Source organism: Affinirhizobium helianthi (assembly GCF_042680945.1).
Taxonomy (GTDB): Bacteria; Pseudomonadota; Alphaproteobacteria; order Rhizobiales; family Rhizobiaceae; genus Neorhizobium; species Neorhizobium helianthi.
Genome location: NZ_JBHUEQ010000017.1, coordinates 210,086 through 225,160, shown reverse-complemented (window position 1 = coordinate 225,160; position 15,075 = coordinate 210,086). Strand labels below are relative to the sequence as shown.

Here is a 15,075-nt window from a genome sequence, read left to right as displayed (position 1 = left end):
AAACTTCGCGGCAACCTGCTACATCGCAGCTATCGTGACATGGTGGAGCAATTGAGTCTGGAGCCTAGCGCTTCCCCGGTCAAGTCAGGCTCTCTTGAAATGCCGTCTCTATCTTTTGATGAGAGACGAGCCTGCCGTGACTAATCCAGCCAACGCCATCAAAACCTTAAAAGATTTTATCGTCGATTTAATCTTTGTTAACCTTAATAGATTTATATGAAGGCACACAAGCGGTGCGCCCCGAGGCCGAGACCTGAGCGGGCGAGCATGACGCAAGACACCCCTTGCCGGCGGACCCGGAGTTTCTCGTCAATAGTATTTCAGTAGGGGCATCCTATGACCAGCATTCTGACCAACACCGCAGCGATTGCAGCTCTCTCGACGCTCCGTTCGATCAGCAGCAATATGGAACAGACCCAGAGCGCTATCTCCTCCGGTTATCGTATCGAAAATGCTTCTGACAACGCTGCTTACTGGTCGATCGCCACGACCATGCGCTCCGACAATAACGCACTGAGCACCGTTAAGGACGCACTCGGCCTCGGCGCTGCCACGACCGACACTGCTTACACGGCTCTGAAGAGCTCCATCAGCGTTGTTGACCAGATCAAGATGAAGATCACCGCGGCTTCGCAGCCGGGCGTCGACAAGAGCAAGATCCAGAAGGAAATTGATCAGCTGCAGGACCAGCTGGTTTCGATCTCCAAGTCCGCTTCCTTCTCTGGCCAGAACTGGGTTTATGAAAAGGCTGGCGTCAACACGGCTGGCACGCAGGCCATCGTTGGTTCGTTCAACCGCGACGCTTCCGGCAACATCAGCCTGACGACCCTTCAGTACAACACGACCAGCTCCAAGCTGATCGCTGAAACGGCAACTGCAGGCGTGTACAGCACGACCTCCGGTATGCTGACGAAGGTTTACACGGCAAACTACACCAACTCTGTCGGCGTTCAGACCGTCGGTTCGCTGGGCGGTGGTTCGCTGGGTGAAAGCCTCCTGACGCTCGACATCACCAATGCAACGGTTGACCAGCTCTCGATTGCCCTGGCTGTGACCGAAGCCGCCCTTCAGGATATGACGGACGCTGCCGCTGATATCGGTGCCGTTAACGCTCGTATCGACCTGCAGACGAGCTTTGTCAACGACCTGACGGACTCCATCGAAAAGGGCGTCGGCAAGCTGGTGGATGCCGACATGAACGAGGAATCGACCCGCCTGAAGGCACTGCAGACGCAGCAGCAGCTTGGTATCCAGGCTCTGTCGATTGCCAACAACGACTCGCAGAACATTCTCACGCTCTTCCGTCAGTAATCACGGATCTGAGACGGGGTTTTTGGAAAAGGCCGCGCCACTGGCGCGGCCTTTTCTGCTGTGACCGGTGCCAGACACCGCTCACAATGGCGCGTGACCAGGCTTTGGCCAACCTGTTCAGGCGACAGGCTTTTTGCCGCGAACGGTGGCTTTCGCCGCGATCCTCTCGTCAGACAGGCCCATCGGCAAAGCCCATGATGCTGACGAAGATCCTGTGCAGCAGAGTGATTCAGTCCGGTCGAAATGCGCTCAGATGCGTGCGATGTGAGGGGGAATGATCGCAATGCGCGTTCACGCCAGCCTCGCACAAGCAGAATCCAGCTTTATCGGTTTCAAGACAAGCCTGCCGCTCAGCTGCCACCTGGCAGTGAAGGGCCAGACCTGTTTCAGAACGCCGAGCGCCTGGTCATCTGATGTCCATGCGCGAGCATGATGCTGTCGCGCGTTGCCGGTGAGGCTCCGGCATGTCCCGTTTCGCATCCAGGGGCAATCCTTTATGACCAGTATTATTACCAACACGGGCGCACTTGCCGCGCTTCAGACGCTTCGATCCGTAAACCAGAACATGGAGCAGGTTCAGGCTCGTATTTCTTCGGGCTATCGCGTCGAAAAGGCAGCCGACAATGCGGCCTATTGGTCTATCGCGACGACCATGCGCTCGGACAACAAGGCCCTCAGCACGGTCCAGGACGCATTGGGATTGGGCGCTGCCAAGACGGATACGGCCTATACGGGTCTTGAATCTGCAATTCGGGTGGTTGACCAGATCAAGTCGAAAATCACCGCCGCTTCCGAACCGGGCGTTGACAAGACGAAGATTGACAAGGAAGTGCAGCAGCTGAAAAACCAGCTCGCTTCGATTGCCGAATCGGCATCCTTCTCTGGCGAGAACTGGCTCTTCAACAGCAGCACCGTCGGTGCCGGGCCAAAGAACATCGTGGCGTCTTTCAACCGCTCGCCAGATGGTGCGGTTTCCTTGACAACACTGGAGTTCAACGCTGCCAACTCGATCATGATCGATACCCATAGTGCGGGACGCGGCATTCTGACCAAGGACTGGACCGTCAACCAGACGACCTCCGCAGGTACAGTGGTGACGGCCGCCTACTTCCTGATCAATGCAAGCTCCGCCAGCATGGGATCGGGAACGGAAATCAAGCTGGATGCCAACACCACGCCAGAGCAGCTTGGCGGGATGCTGAGCGCGGTCGAAAACATGTTGCAGCAGTTGACGGATTCGGCCTCTGCGCTCGGTGCCATCACCAGCCGTATCGACATGCAGGAAGCGTTCGTGTCCTCCCTGATGGACTCGATCGACAAAGGCGTCGGAAAACTGGTCGATGCGGACATGAACGAGGAATCGACACGCTTGAAGGCGCTGCAAACCCAGCAGCAGCTGGGCATTCAGGCGCTCTCGATCGCAAACACCAACGCGGAAAACATTTTGCAGTTGTTCAGACAGTAAGGCGAGGGCTCACGCTTTCGTCCTGAAAGGGGGCCGCGATCCGCCAGTTCGCGGCCCTATCTTCATCTTCGCGCAAGTTTGACTGCTTAAGGTTCCGAAATATTCACGCTCTTTGTTTTTAATCTGGAAAGCGTGTCCGAACCCTGTGCAGCGGAGTCAATGGTATCATGGCGTTGACCGGTCCTTTCTACACCCTATTCCAAGCTGTGGCTCGCAGTGCTGCCTGCGCCAATTGGCCGGAGATTGCCTGATGACCGCACCGCTTGCTCGCTATCTGAAGGATTTTTCCTCAGCTCCTCCGCCGGTCGTGGCACCAGCCATGGAGGATACAGACTTCGGTGATGCCTTCGGCTTTGAGCCGACCATAGAGGCTGCGCCTGCCATCGATATTGATGCAGAGCGCGCCGCGGCTTACGAAGAAGGCAAGGCTGAAGGTGAACGGGCAGCCGCAGCCGCTTTTGCCGCCGAACGCGAGCAGCTCGAAGCTGAACACGCTGAAGCGATTGCTGCTCTTCGCGCACAGCTGGAGGGCGATGCGGTGGCTCGTCTGGAAGGCCAGATCCGCGGCATGCGCGATGCTCTGGCGATGACGCTGGAAGATCTGACAGCGGCTGCGCTTGCGCCGGTTCTGCATCAGGCGCTTGCAACCAAGGCCGCCGAAGAGCTTGCCGACATGGTTCGGGATGCGCTTTCCAGCCAGGAGGTCACGCGTCTCACGGTGCAAGGGCCGTTGGATATGTTCGAAAAGTTTCGCGATGCCTTGGGGGCTGAAGCGCCTGAGTTGCGTCACATTGAAAATGACGATCTCGATCTTTCGGTCGACATCGAGGAATCCGTACTGGTGACGCGTCTTTCCGCTTGGGCCGGTAGTGTGAAGAAAGTGCTGGGATGAGCGAGCAGAACCACCATCACGGCAAGAATGAGATCATTATCGTCAAGAAGCATGGCGGCGGTCACGACGGTCATCACGGCGGCGCGTGGAAGATCGCCTATGCCGACTTCATGACCGCCATGATGGCCTTCTTCCTCGTCATGTGGCTGGTCAATGCCGCGAATGAAGAGACCAAGGCGTCTGTCGCCAGCTATTTCAATCCGATCAAGCTCTCTGATGAGACGCCGGCGCAGAAGGGACTTAAAAAGCCTGTCGATGCAGCCGATGGCCAGGAGCAGAAGGAGCGATCCAAGGTCAAGGCCGATGCCGATCAGGTTGGCTCCGCTGCGGCAACCGGCGAGGATATGACCAATAGTTCGGGCGAGGAGTCCAACTTCTCGGAGGCGGATTTCTTCCAGAACCCCTATTCGGTTCTTGCCGAAATTGCGCAGGAAGTCGGTCAGCAAGCCAATGTCAGTGCCAAGGGGGAGGGCGGCGCAAGCACCTCCGGCCCGGCAACCGGGGCCGATGGCGGCGAGGCCTATCGCGATCCCTTCGATCCTGATTTCTGGACCAAGCAGATCGAGGTGACGAAGGCGGATGGGCAGAACAAGGCTCCGTCGGAAAAGCAGCCTGTCGATCCTTCTGCCGAAGCGTTGAAGGAAATGTTGCCGCCAACGCCGCCTGGGCAACAATTGGCGGAAAAAGCGGCAAGCACTGAGGATGCCACCGAGGTTGAGATGGCAGCGATTGCCGTGCCCCGTGCGCGTCCGGACGCCGCGACGCTGCAAGCCGATGCGGCTGCGGCGGCCGCCGAGGCGCGCAAGGCGGAAGAGCTGAAGAAAGAGATTGAAACCCAGATTTCCGGCGTGGCTGGAAAACTGGCGGAAGGGCTCGTTGTCACGCCCGCCGAGGGCGGGCTTCTGATCACGATCTCGGATCAGTTGAACACGCCGATGTTCGATATCGGTTCGGCGGTACCACGCAGGGAACTTGTGCTTGCGATGGAAAAGATCGGCAATATTCTGAAGGAGCGCAAGGGCGATGTCCTCATCCGCGGACATACGGATGCGCGTCCCTTCAAGTCCGGCGAGAATGACAACTGGCGGCTTTCGGCAGCCCGCGCCCATAGTGCCTATTTCATGCTGGTAAAGGGCGGCTTGGCCGAGGACCGTGTCAAGCAGATTTCAGGCTTTGCTGATCGCCGTCTGCAGGTGCCGGAAAATCCGCTGGCAGATCAGAACCGGCGTATCGAAATTCTCCTCGAGGACGGTAAGGCTTGATGATCTGGCGAATCCGGCACCCTTTCTCCTTGCTTGCGGCAACGGCCCTTTCTGTGGTCTGGCCGAATGTTTCGGGTGCTCAACAGGCAGAAGATAATCTCGAGCCCTATCAGATGGTGCGCTCCCTGCAGTATGTGCAGGATACGGTCGTCATGGGCGACCATTCCGCTGGCGAGATGCAGCGTTTCCTGCTTGGAACGATCGATAAGCGTCTTCGCTCTGTGTCGCCGCGTGCCTTCGATGATCCGCGCAATGCCGATGCTGCCCTGATCTACGCAATGAGTGGCGGTAATCCAGCGACGCTCGAATATCTTGTGTCGAAGGATACGGCGGGCAATTTCGATAACCGCGTGGCAAATGCGCTCAGAAAATATCTGGCAGGTCGCGGCACCATGATTTCCGGCGGGCTGTCGGCCATGGTGCCGGAATACCGCGATCAGAGGATCGGTCCCTATCTGGCGCTTGTCGCTGGCAATGTGATGATCGCCACTGATCGAAAGAAGGCGCTTTCCTTCTACGATACGGCACGGCTACTGGCGCCGGGAACCATTGTCGAGGAGGCGGCGCTGCGCCGCTCCGTTGCCGTGGCGGTCGAAGAGGGAGACGCCAGCCGGGGGCTTCGCTATTCGCGCCAATATGCCCGCCGATTTTCTCATTCACCCTATGCAAGCCAGTTTGCCGATCTCTTCGTGACGCTCGTTGTCGACCATTACGGCACCATTACCATTGAGGATGTCGATGGTGCCCTGGAGGTAATGGATGATGACCGCGCCCAGGAGATCTTCCTGCGCATGGCGCGTCAGGCGACCATCAAGGGCAATGCAGATCTTGCCAAGCTGGCGGCGGACCGCGCGGGGAGCCGCACGGATGGGGCGCGGGAAACAGGCGCGACCGCCGCAAAGCTCTTCGAGAGCGTCTCGCAAGTGTCGACATCGCAGGTGAAGGAAAGCGTCAAGGCTCTGGAGGAAATTCCGGACGAGGCTTTGAGTGCGCAGGACAGGGCGCTTCGCGATGCGGCACGCCGTGTCGCGGAAGAGGTTGTAAGGCCACCAAGCCTCGAAAGCCTGGAGCAAGACAAGGCAGCTACAGTCGAAAATCAGATCAGTGCAGAGCAGACCTCTGCGCTGCCCGGGCATGATGCCGTGGGAGCCGGTGGAGCAGCAACGCTCCCCGCGGCGAACGCGCATGCACTCGACCCCGACTTCAAGACATTCGTCGATAGAGGCCGATCGAGATTAGGCGCCATCGACGATATGCTCAAGGAGGAGAGATAGTGCCATGCTGACGCCGCTTTTGAATATGCCGACCCCCAATGCGACCGGCGCGCCTCAGGACGCGGGGCAGGGACGAGCGGGCAAGGGGGAAGAGGACGGTTTCGGCAAGGCGCTCTCCAGCCTCGATAATCGCGGATCGAAGATGTCGCGCGATACCCAGAAAAGCGATCGCGTCCAGCAGAGCCAGGCTGAAGAGCGCGGTCAGGACCATAACGATGACGAGGACAAGACCAAGAACCGACGGGTCAGCCTCTCTCCGCAAGCCCTGATCAGGTCAGTCACGCTGAGGGCTCAAAGCCTTGGGGTTGATGCTGGCACCAAGACAGTTGATCCGAAAGGCAAGCAGATTGCAGAAGCGCAGGCGGAGGCCAAGTCTCTGAGCGATGAGAAGCTGGAAGAGGCCAAACTCTCCGGCAAGAACGCTCCGATCAAAAAGAAGGATACCACGTCCGCCTTGCTTGATACGAAAGCGCGGACAGAGAAGGAAGAGGACGGCACGGGCCCTGCGGAAGAGGTGGCTGCAAAGCCTTCCGGAAACGCGACGGAGCCGGACGTGAAATCTGTATTGTCGCTTCTCTCAGGGCAGGAAATCCAGGCGCTGAACCAATTGGCGCAGGCAGGCGCCGCCCAGAAAAGCTCCAACCGCAGCGAAACGGGTTCCGAGAAGTCTGGCCGTGGCGCGGAAAAACTGGATGTTCAGCAATTGGCAGCCTCGAGGGCTGGTAAGGATGACGACGCGGTTGATGCGCTGCCTCTGCCTACGCAGGGCGAAACAGGTGGCACGCGCACGTTCCAGTTTGCCGGTCAGCGCAGCGGTGCCAGCATGGAAATGACCATCGGTACGGCAAGCGATGGCAGGGCCCGCTTTGAGGTAACACGCGGCAGCAATGGTGGCGGCGAAACCGTAACCGTTCTGGATGCGCGTCGCTTCCTGGGCTTCAACCTTTCTCAGAATGGCGCTGCGCTGACCTCGGCAATGACCAATCAGCCGGATTGGACATCCGCCATGCATCCCAGCGCGGCACTTTCCAATGCGGCCGCGCAGAGCAGCACCGGGCATGTGGTGAATACTCTGAAGCTGCAGATGACGCCGCACGATCTCGGAACCGTCACGGCGACATTGAAGCTCACCGGAGACCAGTTGACTGTTCACCTCACCGTGGAGAACCGCGCAGCCCAGAACCAGCTTTCGCAGGACAGCTCGGGCATTCTCGATGCCCTTCGCTCCCAGGGCTTCACGGTTGATCAGGTCACGGTCAGCATCACGCCATCCTCGCAATCCGATGCATCGAGCCAAGGCGGCGATTCCGGGCAGCGTGGGCCAGCTCTCGGTCAGCAGGGCAATGGCAGCGGCGGGCAGGGACAATCCGGCCGCTCGGGCTCCTCTTTCAGTTCAGGAATGGAATCCAATGATCATGTCTCGGATACGCGTGTTGCTGCCTCTGGCGGTGACGCTCGCTCTGACGATATCTATCTCTGACGCCCAGGCCGTCGCAGCAGGCGCCTGCGAGCGGGAAATTCAGGCCGCAGCAGCAAAGTATCAAGTGCCGGAAGGCATCCTCTATTCGGTCGGTCTCACAGAGACCGGGAGGAAGGGGAGCCTTTATCCCTGGGCGCTGAATATTGAAGGCAAGGCCTATTTTCCAGAGACGCCTGCGGCCGCTTTGCAGGCGTTTGCCGAGGCGAGGAGGCAGGGCCGCGTGCTCATCGACATGGGCTGCATGCAGATTAATCACCACTTTCACGGAGAGAATTTTGCCTCCGTACAGGAGATGCTCGACCCGCGCCGCAACGTGGAATATGCGGCGAAGTTCCTCCGCAACCTCCACGACCGGCACGAAACCTGGACGATGGCGGTAGCGAGATACCATGCTGGACCCAATAATGACCCCGCCCAGAAGAAATATGTCTGCCGGGTGATGTCGAACCTGGTTGCCACGGGCTATGGCAAGTGGACACCGGCGGCTGCAAAATTCTGCCAGTGAGAACAATCTAAAGTTGGTTGACTTTTATTCACTTTTCTGGGGTGTCTATGCGCCACTGATTTGTTCGAAAAGTGGCAGATCAAGGGCGTCTTTAAAGAGTGTTAACTTTTCCACTAAAAATTTGTGCAACTTTTCCACAGGACCCACTAGATATAGGGCAAATCGGGAGCCGATCCTTAATCAACTATTAAAAGCTATGGTTAATTTTAGGTAGTTGTTCATGAACCCTCCGATTCGTACGCATAGTCCATCGAGGCACCACACTGATTCGGAGGCGGACGAATGATCGTAGTGGTTGATGAGCGTGAGCTTGTTAAAGAGGGTTACACCTCACTTTTTGGACGTGAGGGCGTGCCCTCAACAGGTTTTGATCCCCGTGAATTCGGGGAATGGGTCAACACTGCAGCTGACACGGACATTGCAGCGGTTGAAGCCTTTTTGATCGGCCAGAGCGAGCACGCGCTGGAATTGCCCCGCGCAATTCGCGATCGCACGTCGGCGCCGGTCATTGCAGTGAGTGATCAGCCTTCGCTGGAAGCAACGCTTGCCCTCTTCGACAGCGGCGTCGATGATGTTGTGCGTAAGCCCGTTCACCCGCGTGAGATTCTCGCCCGTGCGGCGGCTATCCGCCGTCGTGTGAAGGCGCTGACCAACTACACCGATGTTGGCTCCATTCGCGTGTTCGACGATGGCCGCGATCCGGAAATCCAGGGTGAAATCTTCCCCCTCCCGCGGCGCGAGCGGCGTATTCTGGAATACCTAGTCGCCAATCGTGGCCGTCGTGTTTCCAAGACCCAGATCTTCAACGCGATCTACGGAATCTTCGACGAGGAAGTGGAAGAGAACGTCGTTGAAAGCCACATCAGCAAGCTGCGCAAGAAGCTGCGCAAGAAGCTCGGCTTCGATCCGGTCGACAGCAAACGCTTCCTTGGCTACTGCATCGACTGGAACTGATACAACTTCAGCGTCATTCAGCACATTCTTTACGCGGCATTAGGCAGTTTGAGCCCCGGAAATCGACAGAGATTTCCGGGGTTTGTATTTTGTTTACCTCGGAGAATACCCCGGACTGCTCCTGTTATCAGGATGTGTGGAAAGGCTGATGAACAGCCAAACAGCCAGCTTCACGCAAGGCCCGTCATCTAGTGTCGTCGTACAGGCAGAACGAGGAATTGATATGAGCCTTTACGGAACCATGCGAACCGGCGTGTCCGGTATGAATGCCCAAGCCAATCGCCTCAGCACGGTCGGCGACAATATTGCGAACTCCAGTACCGTTGGCTACAAAAAGGCATCCACCCAATTCTCGTCGATGGTCTTGCCTTCCACGGGCGGCAATTACAATTCCGGCGGCGTCAATACGACGGTTCGTTATTCGATCGGCGACCAGGGTGCGTTGACCGGCACCTCGTCCCCGACCGATCTTGCCATTGACGGCCAGGGTTTCTTCATCGTTTCCGCTGCCGATGGCGCAGACTATCTGACGCGCGCCGGCAATTTTGTCATTCAGGATGACGGTTCGCTGAAGAACGCCGCCGGCTTCACCCTCATGGGATATCCCTATTCATCCACGACCGATCCGACGATTGTGATCAATGGCTTCGAGGGCCTGAGCAAGATCAACGTGAATGCGGGTGGCATGTCTGCCACGGCATCGACGGCCGGCTTCCTCTCCGGAAACCTTCCCGCCAACGAGGCCAACGGTTTCGTGAAGAATACCTCCGTGGTTGCCTATGACTCGCAGGGCAATTCGCGCCTTCTCGACGTCCGGTTCACGAAGAATTCGGTCAACAACTGGACCCTTGATATCAGCTATACGGATCCGGTGACTGCAGCGGTGACTGCGCTTGGAACCACGGCACTGGTATTCGATGCCAATGGTAGGCTGACTGCACCGGCAACGGGAACGATCACGACAACGGCGACGACGATCAACGGCGCCAATCTGAGCGCGTTGAATATCAATATCGGTAATAATGTGCAGCTCGGCGCAGCTTACACAATTACCGGCAACATCAACGGCCAGGGTGCGAGCGCCGTGGACAAGGTAAAGATCGGCGAGGATGGCATTGTCTCCATTCTCTACAAGAACGGTCAGTCGGTTCCAAAATTCCGCATCGCCATGGCCAACGTCCAGAGCCCGGACAACCTGACGCCGCTTGCGGGTAACGTCTATTCCCAGAGCAACACCTCCGGCGTTGTTGTCATGGGTTATGCGGGGAGCACCGGCTACGGCAAGATCAAGTCCGGCCAGCTGGAAAGCTCCAACGTCGATATCGCCGACGAACTGACCCAGATGATCGAATCCCAGCGAAACTACACTGCCAATTCCAAGGTGTTCCAGACCGGTGCGGAACTGCTGGACGTTCTGGTGAACCTGAAGCGTTAAGGCGGATAAAGTCTCCGCAGGAGTAGCATAGATGTCGCTTACCGCAGCAATGAATACGGCTCAGTCGATATTCAACAACACCTCCAAGCAAACGACGGTGGTGTCGACGAATATTTCCAATGCGCAGAACCCGAACTACGTGCGTCGGAATGCAGCCTTGACGACCTCCGGAAACGGAGCCGTGGTTGCGAGCATCGAACGTGCTCAGAGCGAGCCGCTCCTGCGGCAGACCATCCTCACGGGATCTATGTCATCCGGCCAGTCTACCCTGCTGGCCGGGCTGAAAGAAATTCGCGACCTTCTCGGCAATAATGATTACGACAACTCTCCGAGCGCAAAGTTGCAGACCCTTTACAATGCCTTGTCCTCCTATGCCGGTTCTCCAGGCGAGGCAACGCTTGGTGCAAGCGTGGTCACGGCAGCGCAGGATCTGGTCGATAACCTGAATGTAACCTCAACCGAGGTCCAGGGTGTTCGCCAGCGCGCCGATGCGCAGATCAAGACAAAGGTTGATGAACTGAACAACCTTCTGGCGCAGTTCGAGACGGCCAACAATGAGGTCGTCAGCGCAAACGCGCTGGGTGCAGATCCCAGCACGCCGCTGGATAAGCGCGAAACTCTCTTGAAGAAGATATCCGAGATTGTCGGCGTATCGACCGTCTTGCGCACCAATGGCGATATGGCCATCTATACGTCCGAGGGAACGACGCTCTTCGAGCGCATTCCGCGTGCTGTGTCCTTCGTGCCGACCAACACCTACACGGCGCTCGTCACGGGCAACCAGGTGTTCATCGATGGTACGGCGATCACGCCTGGCCAGGGTGGCGACACCAATGCGGCGGGTTCCTTGCAGGCCCTGCTTCAGATCCGCGACGAGGCGGCTCCGAAGTTCCAGAGCCAGCTCGATGAAATTGCTCGCGGGCTGATTGCGTCCTTCGCTGAGACCGGTCCGGGTGGCTTGTCGACTCCGGTGGCCGGCCTGTTCACCAACGGTGTGAATAGCACTATTCCGCCAGCAGGCGTCGTGCAGCCGGGCCTGTCCTGGTCGATCAAGGTCAATGCTCTTGCAAAGGCCACTCCGACCACGATCCGTGACGGCGGCATGAATGGTGCGGCCTATGTGGTGAATACGAGCGGCTCTGGCTACTCCACACTGATAGACAGCTACGCGCAGGCTATGAAAGCTACACGTGCTTTCGACAACACAACGGACGTCAAGGGTAACCTGTCGTTGATGACCTATGCATCCAGCTCTGCCGGCTGGCTGGAGGCCATGCGCAGCACGGCAAGTGCTGCGAATGAGACCAAGACGGCAATGTATTCGCGGGCTTCCGAAGCCTATTCCAACGAAACCGGGGTTAACCTCGATGAGGAGCTCTCGCTGCTTCTCGATATCGAGCAATCCTACAAGGCGGCGACCAAACTGGTCAGCACCATCGATGAAATGATGAAAGCCTTGTTAGCTGTGGCAGGATAAGTCATGAAGACGTCATTCAGCTCTTCGGTATCGGTTCAGACCAGCCTTCGTCAGGTTATGGCGAAGGCGCAGACGGACCTCATTAAGGCCAATAAGGAAGTCACAACCGGTGTCCACGCGGATATGGGTGTGGCCATTGGCGCAGAAACATCGCGCAATCTCGATCTGACCCGCGATGTCATGCGTATCGAATCGCAGCTGACAACGAATTCGGTGGCAACGACCCGCATCGATTCGTCCGACTCCGCCCTGTCCACGATGTCGAAGTCCATCGATAGCGTTCGCGGTGTCCTGGCGTCCCTTACCTCCAGCCCCTCTACGCTTGGCGATGCGACACAGGCATTAACATCGGCGCTCAATTCCTTCACCGATGCAGCCAATGTTTCGGTCGCAGGCGAGCATCTGTTCTCGGGCGTCAATACGGATGTCAAGCCGCTGACCTCTTACACGCAGGCCAGTTCGCCGTTCAAACAGGCGTTCGACGCGGAGCTGAACCAATTTCTGAGCACGAATGGTCTTGCCTCGAAGGCAGATATGACTGCCACGGATATGCAGAATTTCCTGAATGATCTGGAGGCCAAGTTCAACGGCACTGCACCTCTGACAAGCCCACCGCACCTTGCTGCCGTGGCGGGTCAGGATTTCTGGAAAACCTTCGTCTCCAACGCCAATGACGCCAACATGCAGACGCGGATCAACTCATCGGAAGTGGTCGCGACCTCGGCCAATGCCAATGGCCGTGGCTTTCGCAACTTCATGCTCGCGACTGTCATTTCCGCGGAGTTCCTGAAGCCTGAAATGCTTGAGGCGGCGCGCAATGTTGTCGTCGTCAAGGCCAATGAGGCGATCGGGCGGGCTCAAGGCGGAATCACCCAGGCGCGGACGGAACTGGGTATTTCCAGTGAGCGGATCAAGAAGGCCAACGAGTCGCTCGCTGCACAGAAGAAGATCTTTGAAGTCCATCTGAACGATCTGCAAGGTGTTGATGCTTTCGAGGCATCCACAAGGGTCACGTCTCTTCAGGCGCTTCTTGAGGCGTCTTACACATTAACGTCGAGAATACAGAAGCTAAGTCTTATTAACTTCCTTTGATGGTAAAAGGAAGTGAGTGAAAATGAAGGATACATGAATGTACCAGTTTTCATATGCCGAAATCATGGAGGACGATATCGCGGACGCAAAAAGCCGCGAACGTCAGGCGCTGGATCGCACAATCGAACTTCTGAAAGCGGCACGGGATGCAGAAGACTACTCGGGCGCAACTGTGGAGGCGCTGTTCTTCACCCGGCGCGTCTGGATCCGCTTCATTGAAGACCTGCGTCAGCCGGAAAACGAACTGAACGTGGAGCTGCGGGCAAACCTCATCTCCATCGCAATCTGGATTCTCAAGGAGTGCGAGCAGATCCGGCGTCGCCAATCCTCGAATTTCCAAGGCATCATCGATGTAACCACCATCATCAGGGATGGATTGAAATGAAAAGTACACTGCGCATTTCGCTGAAGTCCGGCGAGAGAATTTTCATCAACGGCGCTGTATTGCGCGTCGACCGCAAGGTGGCCCTCGAATTTCTGAATGACGTGACCTTCCTTCTGGAAAACCATGTCCTGCAGCTTGAAGATGCGACCACGCCCTTGCGTCAGCTGTACTTCATCGCCCAGATGATGCTGATCAATCCGGAAGGCAAGGAACAGTCGCTTGCGATGTTCCGCAAGTCGATTTCCATGTTGTTGAGCTGCTTCAAGGATGAAGAGGTTCTGGCTGAACTGAAGCGTATCGACGCTCTGGTTGTCAGCGGCCGCGCCTTCGATGCCCTGAAGGCCATCCGTTCGCTTTATGCTGCGGAAGATCGCATTCTCAACAACCAGGAAATGACGCCGGCGACGGTTGAACAGATCCGGAGGGAGATCGCGCCATGGCGGTAGATCCAACCACCAGCGCGACATCCACAGCCACTAAAAATACGGTGTCGAACAATCCGTGGGCCAATGCATCTGCTTCTGCCGGTGCGGCCAACAAGGCCAGTCTGAACTATGACAGCTTCCTGAAGCTGCTCATTGCCCAGCTGAAAAACCAGGATCCGACTTCGCCAATGGATGCGTCGCAGCAGATGTCGCAGCTTGCCTCCTTCTCACAGGTGGAGCAGACGATCCAGACGAATACGCACCTGAAGAGCATGTTGCAGGCCGAGGCACTGACTCGCGCTGGTGACCTTGTCGGTAAATATGTGATGAGTTCGGATAACACGGTCAGCGGCAAGATCGCTCAGGTCGAGGTCTATTCCGATGGCGTCATCGCATTGACTGACAAGAAGGAAAGAATCCTCATGCAGGCAGGCGTTGTGGTGTCCGATGCACCGATCACGCCTCCGCCTGCGGCAGCCGAAGCTGCCTCCAGCCCCGAGAATGAGCAAGGTTTCGGCTCTTCCTGATCGATCTGACGTGGCTGTAGCCGGGACTGCGTCTCGATGCGGGCGCATTCCCTTACTCACGGTGCAGAGCACATCCACAAAATGCGGGTGAGCGGTTTCGCGTTGAGCCTGCGTGAAAAGACATAATGACAGCATTTGAGCTGATTCCGTATGAATCGGAAATGCTCTAGATACTGGTGCATGAGGCTCCGAATGATTCGGGGCGAGAGGTGGCGACATGAACGAAGCCGACGCATTGGAAATCATGCAGGCAGCCATGCGAACCGTTTTGATCGCGGCCAGTCCCGCTGTCATCGTCGCCATGGTGGTGGGCGTTAGTATCGCCTTCCTTCAAGCTCTGACGCAGGTTCAGGAAATGACACTCACCTTCGTCCCGAAGATTGTGGCCATCCTGTTGAGCTGCGGATTGGCCGCACCCTTCATCGGTTCGCAAATCAACATTTTCTCCGAACTCGTTTTCTCGCGAATACAATCCGGCTTCTAGAGGCCTGACATTGCCGTTCGCGGCTTTGCCAACAGGCAGCCATCCTCGCGCAAGCTTCAGCGTCTAGGTTCAGAGTGAAATCGCGCAGATTTTCTGCGCGGCCTTCT

At 57.2% G+C, this 15,075-nt stretch carries 15 protein-coding genes; all 15 read left to right on the top strand.

Annotation, left to right across the window (positions count from 1 at the left end; translation table 11 throughout):
* Positions 1 to 336 precede the first annotated feature (336 nt).
* Positions 337 to 1,311, top strand: coding sequence for a flagellin N-terminal helical domain-containing protein (locus ACFSE1_RS11090; protein ID WP_377400780.1), 975 nt, complete (start codon positions 337 to 339; stop codon positions 1,309 to 1,311).
* 496 nt (positions 1,312 to 1,807) lie between these two features.
* Positions 1,808 to 2,776 (top strand): flagellin N-terminal helical domain-containing protein, encoded by a 969-nt coding sequence (locus tag ACFSE1_RS11085; protein ID WP_377400777.1) that lies wholly within the window; start codon positions 1,808 to 1,810, stop codon positions 2,774 to 2,776.
* A 250-nt stretch (positions 2,777 to 3,026) separates the two neighbouring features.
* Positions 3,027 to 3,668: a hypothetical protein gene (locus ACFSE1_RS11080; RefSeq protein ID WP_377400774.1), complete on the top strand. Its 642-nt coding sequence runs from the start codon at positions 3,027 to 3,029 to the stop codon at positions 3,666 to 3,668.
* Positions 3,665 to 4,930, top strand: coding sequence for a MotB family protein (locus tag ACFSE1_RS11075; protein ID WP_377400771.1), 1,266 nt, complete (start codon positions 3,665 to 3,667; stop codon positions 4,928 to 4,930). Before ACFSE1_RS11080 ends, ACFSE1_RS11075 begins: the two co-directional genes overlap by 4 nt.
* Positions 4,930 to 6,204 (top strand): chemotaxis protein MotC, encoded by a 1,275-nt coding sequence (motC, locus tag ACFSE1_RS11070; protein ID WP_377400768.1) that lies wholly within the window; start codon positions 4,930 to 4,932, stop codon positions 6,202 to 6,204. The genes ACFSE1_RS11075 and motC overlap by 1 nt, the downstream gene beginning before the upstream one ends.
* 4 nt (positions 6,205 to 6,208) lie before the next feature.
* Positions 6,209 to 7,684 (top strand): flagellar hook-length control protein FliK, encoded by a 1,476-nt coding sequence (gene fliK, locus ACFSE1_RS11065; protein WP_377400766.1) that lies wholly within the window; start codon positions 6,209 to 6,211, stop codon positions 7,682 to 7,684.
* A complete protein-coding gene (locus tag ACFSE1_RS11060) occupies positions 7,620 to 8,189 on the top strand; it encodes a transglycosylase SLT domain-containing protein (protein ID WP_377400764.1) in 570 nt (189 codons plus the stop codon). Before fliK ends, ACFSE1_RS11060 begins: the two co-directional genes overlap by 65 nt.
* Before the next feature lie 282 nt (positions 8,190 to 8,471).
* Positions 8,472 to 9,143, top strand: a complete 672-nt coding sequence (locus tag ACFSE1_RS11055; protein WP_377400762.1) for a winged helix-turn-helix domain-containing protein — start codon at positions 8,472 to 8,474, stop codon at positions 9,141 to 9,143.
* Positions 9,144 to 9,366: 223 nt separating this feature from the next.
* The gene (locus ACFSE1_RS11050) at positions 9,367 to 10,578 is read left to right on the top strand and encodes a flagellar hook protein FlgE (protein ID WP_377400822.1); all 1,212 of its coding nucleotides are present in this window, start codon (positions 9,367 to 9,369) and stop codon (positions 10,576 to 10,578) included.
* A 31-nt stretch (positions 10,579 to 10,609) separates the two neighbouring features.
* Positions 10,610 to 12,055, top strand: a complete 1,446-nt coding sequence (flgK, locus tag ACFSE1_RS11045; RefSeq protein WP_377400759.1) for a flagellar hook-associated protein FlgK — start codon at positions 10,610 to 10,612, stop codon at positions 12,053 to 12,055.
* A 3-nt stretch (positions 12,056 to 12,058) separates the two neighbouring features.
* Positions 12,059 to 13,147 (top strand): flagellar hook-associated family protein, encoded by a 1,089-nt coding sequence (locus tag ACFSE1_RS11040; RefSeq protein WP_377400756.1) that lies wholly within the window; start codon positions 12,059 to 12,061, stop codon positions 13,145 to 13,147.
* A 37-nt stretch (positions 13,148 to 13,184) separates the two neighbouring features.
* The gene (gene flaF / locus ACFSE1_RS11035; protein WP_377400753.1) at positions 13,185 to 13,532 is read left to right on the top strand and encodes a flagellar biosynthesis regulator FlaF; all 348 of its coding nucleotides are present in this window, start codon (positions 13,185 to 13,187) and stop codon (positions 13,530 to 13,532) included.
* Entirely contained in the window at positions 13,529 to 13,978 is a 450-nt protein-coding gene (gene flbT / locus ACFSE1_RS11030) for a flagellar biosynthesis repressor FlbT (RefSeq protein ID WP_377400750.1), read from the top strand. The genes flaF and flbT overlap by 4 nt, the downstream gene beginning before the upstream one ends.
* On the top strand, positions 13,969 to 14,484 hold the full coding sequence (gene flgD / locus ACFSE1_RS11025; RefSeq protein ID WP_377400747.1) for a flagellar hook assembly protein FlgD: 516 nt from the start codon (positions 13,969 to 13,971) through the stop codon (positions 14,482 to 14,484). Before flbT ends, flgD begins: the two co-directional genes overlap by 10 nt.
* A 217-nt stretch (positions 14,485 to 14,701) precedes the next feature.
* The gene (gene fliQ, locus ACFSE1_RS11020; RefSeq protein WP_377400744.1) at positions 14,702 to 14,968 is read left to right on the top strand and encodes a flagellar biosynthesis protein FliQ; all 267 of its coding nucleotides are present in this window, start codon (positions 14,702 to 14,704) and stop codon (positions 14,966 to 14,968) included.
* The last annotated feature ends 107 nt before the right edge of the window (positions 14,969 to 15,075 follow it).

Excerpts from the sequence above, each read along its gene's own strand:
- ACFSE1_RS11040 (WP_377400756.1), top strand. The coding sequence starts at position 12,059 with ATGAAGACGTCATTCAGCTCTTCGGTATCGGTTCAGACCAGCCTTCGT.
- ACFSE1_RS11080 (WP_377400774.1), top strand. The coding sequence starts at position 3,027 with ATGACCGCACCGCTTGCTCGCTATCTGAAGGATTTTTCCTCAGCTCCT.
- fliK (WP_377400766.1), top strand. The coding sequence starts at position 6,209 with ATGCTGACGCCGCTTTTGAATATGCCGACCCCCAATGCGACCGGCGCG.
- ACFSE1_RS11050 (WP_377400822.1), top strand. The coding sequence starts at position 9,367 with ATGAGCCTTTACGGAACCATGCGAACCGGCGTGTCCGGTATGAATGCC.
- ACFSE1_RS11055 (WP_377400762.1), top strand. The coding sequence starts at position 8,472 with ATGATCGTAGTGGTTGATGAGCGTGAGCTTGTTAAAGAGGGTTACACC.
- motC (WP_377400768.1), top strand. The coding sequence starts at position 4,930 with ATGATCTGGCGAATCCGGCACCCTTTCTCCTTGCTTGCGGCAACGGCC.
- ACFSE1_RS11075 (WP_377400771.1), top strand. The coding sequence starts at position 3,665 with ATGAGCGAGCAGAACCACCATCACGGCAAGAATGAGATCATTATCGTC.
- flaF (WP_377400753.1), top strand. The coding sequence starts at position 13,185 with ATGTACCAGTTTTCATATGCCGAAATCATGGAGGACGATATCGCGGAC.
- flbT (WP_377400750.1), top strand. The coding sequence starts at position 13,529 with ATGAAAAGTACACTGCGCATTTCGCTGAAGTCCGGCGAGAGAATTTTC.
- flgD (WP_377400747.1), top strand. The coding sequence starts at position 13,969 with ATGGCGGTAGATCCAACCACCAGCGCGACATCCACAGCCACTAAAAAT.
- ACFSE1_RS11090 (WP_377400780.1), top strand. The coding sequence starts at position 337 with ATGACCAGCATTCTGACCAACACCGCAGCGATTGCAGCTCTCTCGACG.
- ACFSE1_RS11060 (WP_377400764.1), top strand. The coding sequence starts at position 7,620 with ATGTCTCGGATACGCGTGTTGCTGCCTCTGGCGGTGACGCTCGCTCTG.
- ACFSE1_RS11085 (WP_377400777.1), top strand. The coding sequence starts at position 1,808 with ATGACCAGTATTATTACCAACACGGGCGCACTTGCCGCGCTTCAGACG.
- flgK (WP_377400759.1), top strand. The coding sequence starts at position 10,610 with ATGTCGCTTACCGCAGCAATGAATACGGCTCAGTCGATATTCAACAAC.
- fliQ (WP_377400744.1), top strand. The coding sequence starts at position 14,702 with ATGAACGAAGCCGACGCATTGGAAATCATGCAGGCAGCCATGCGAACC.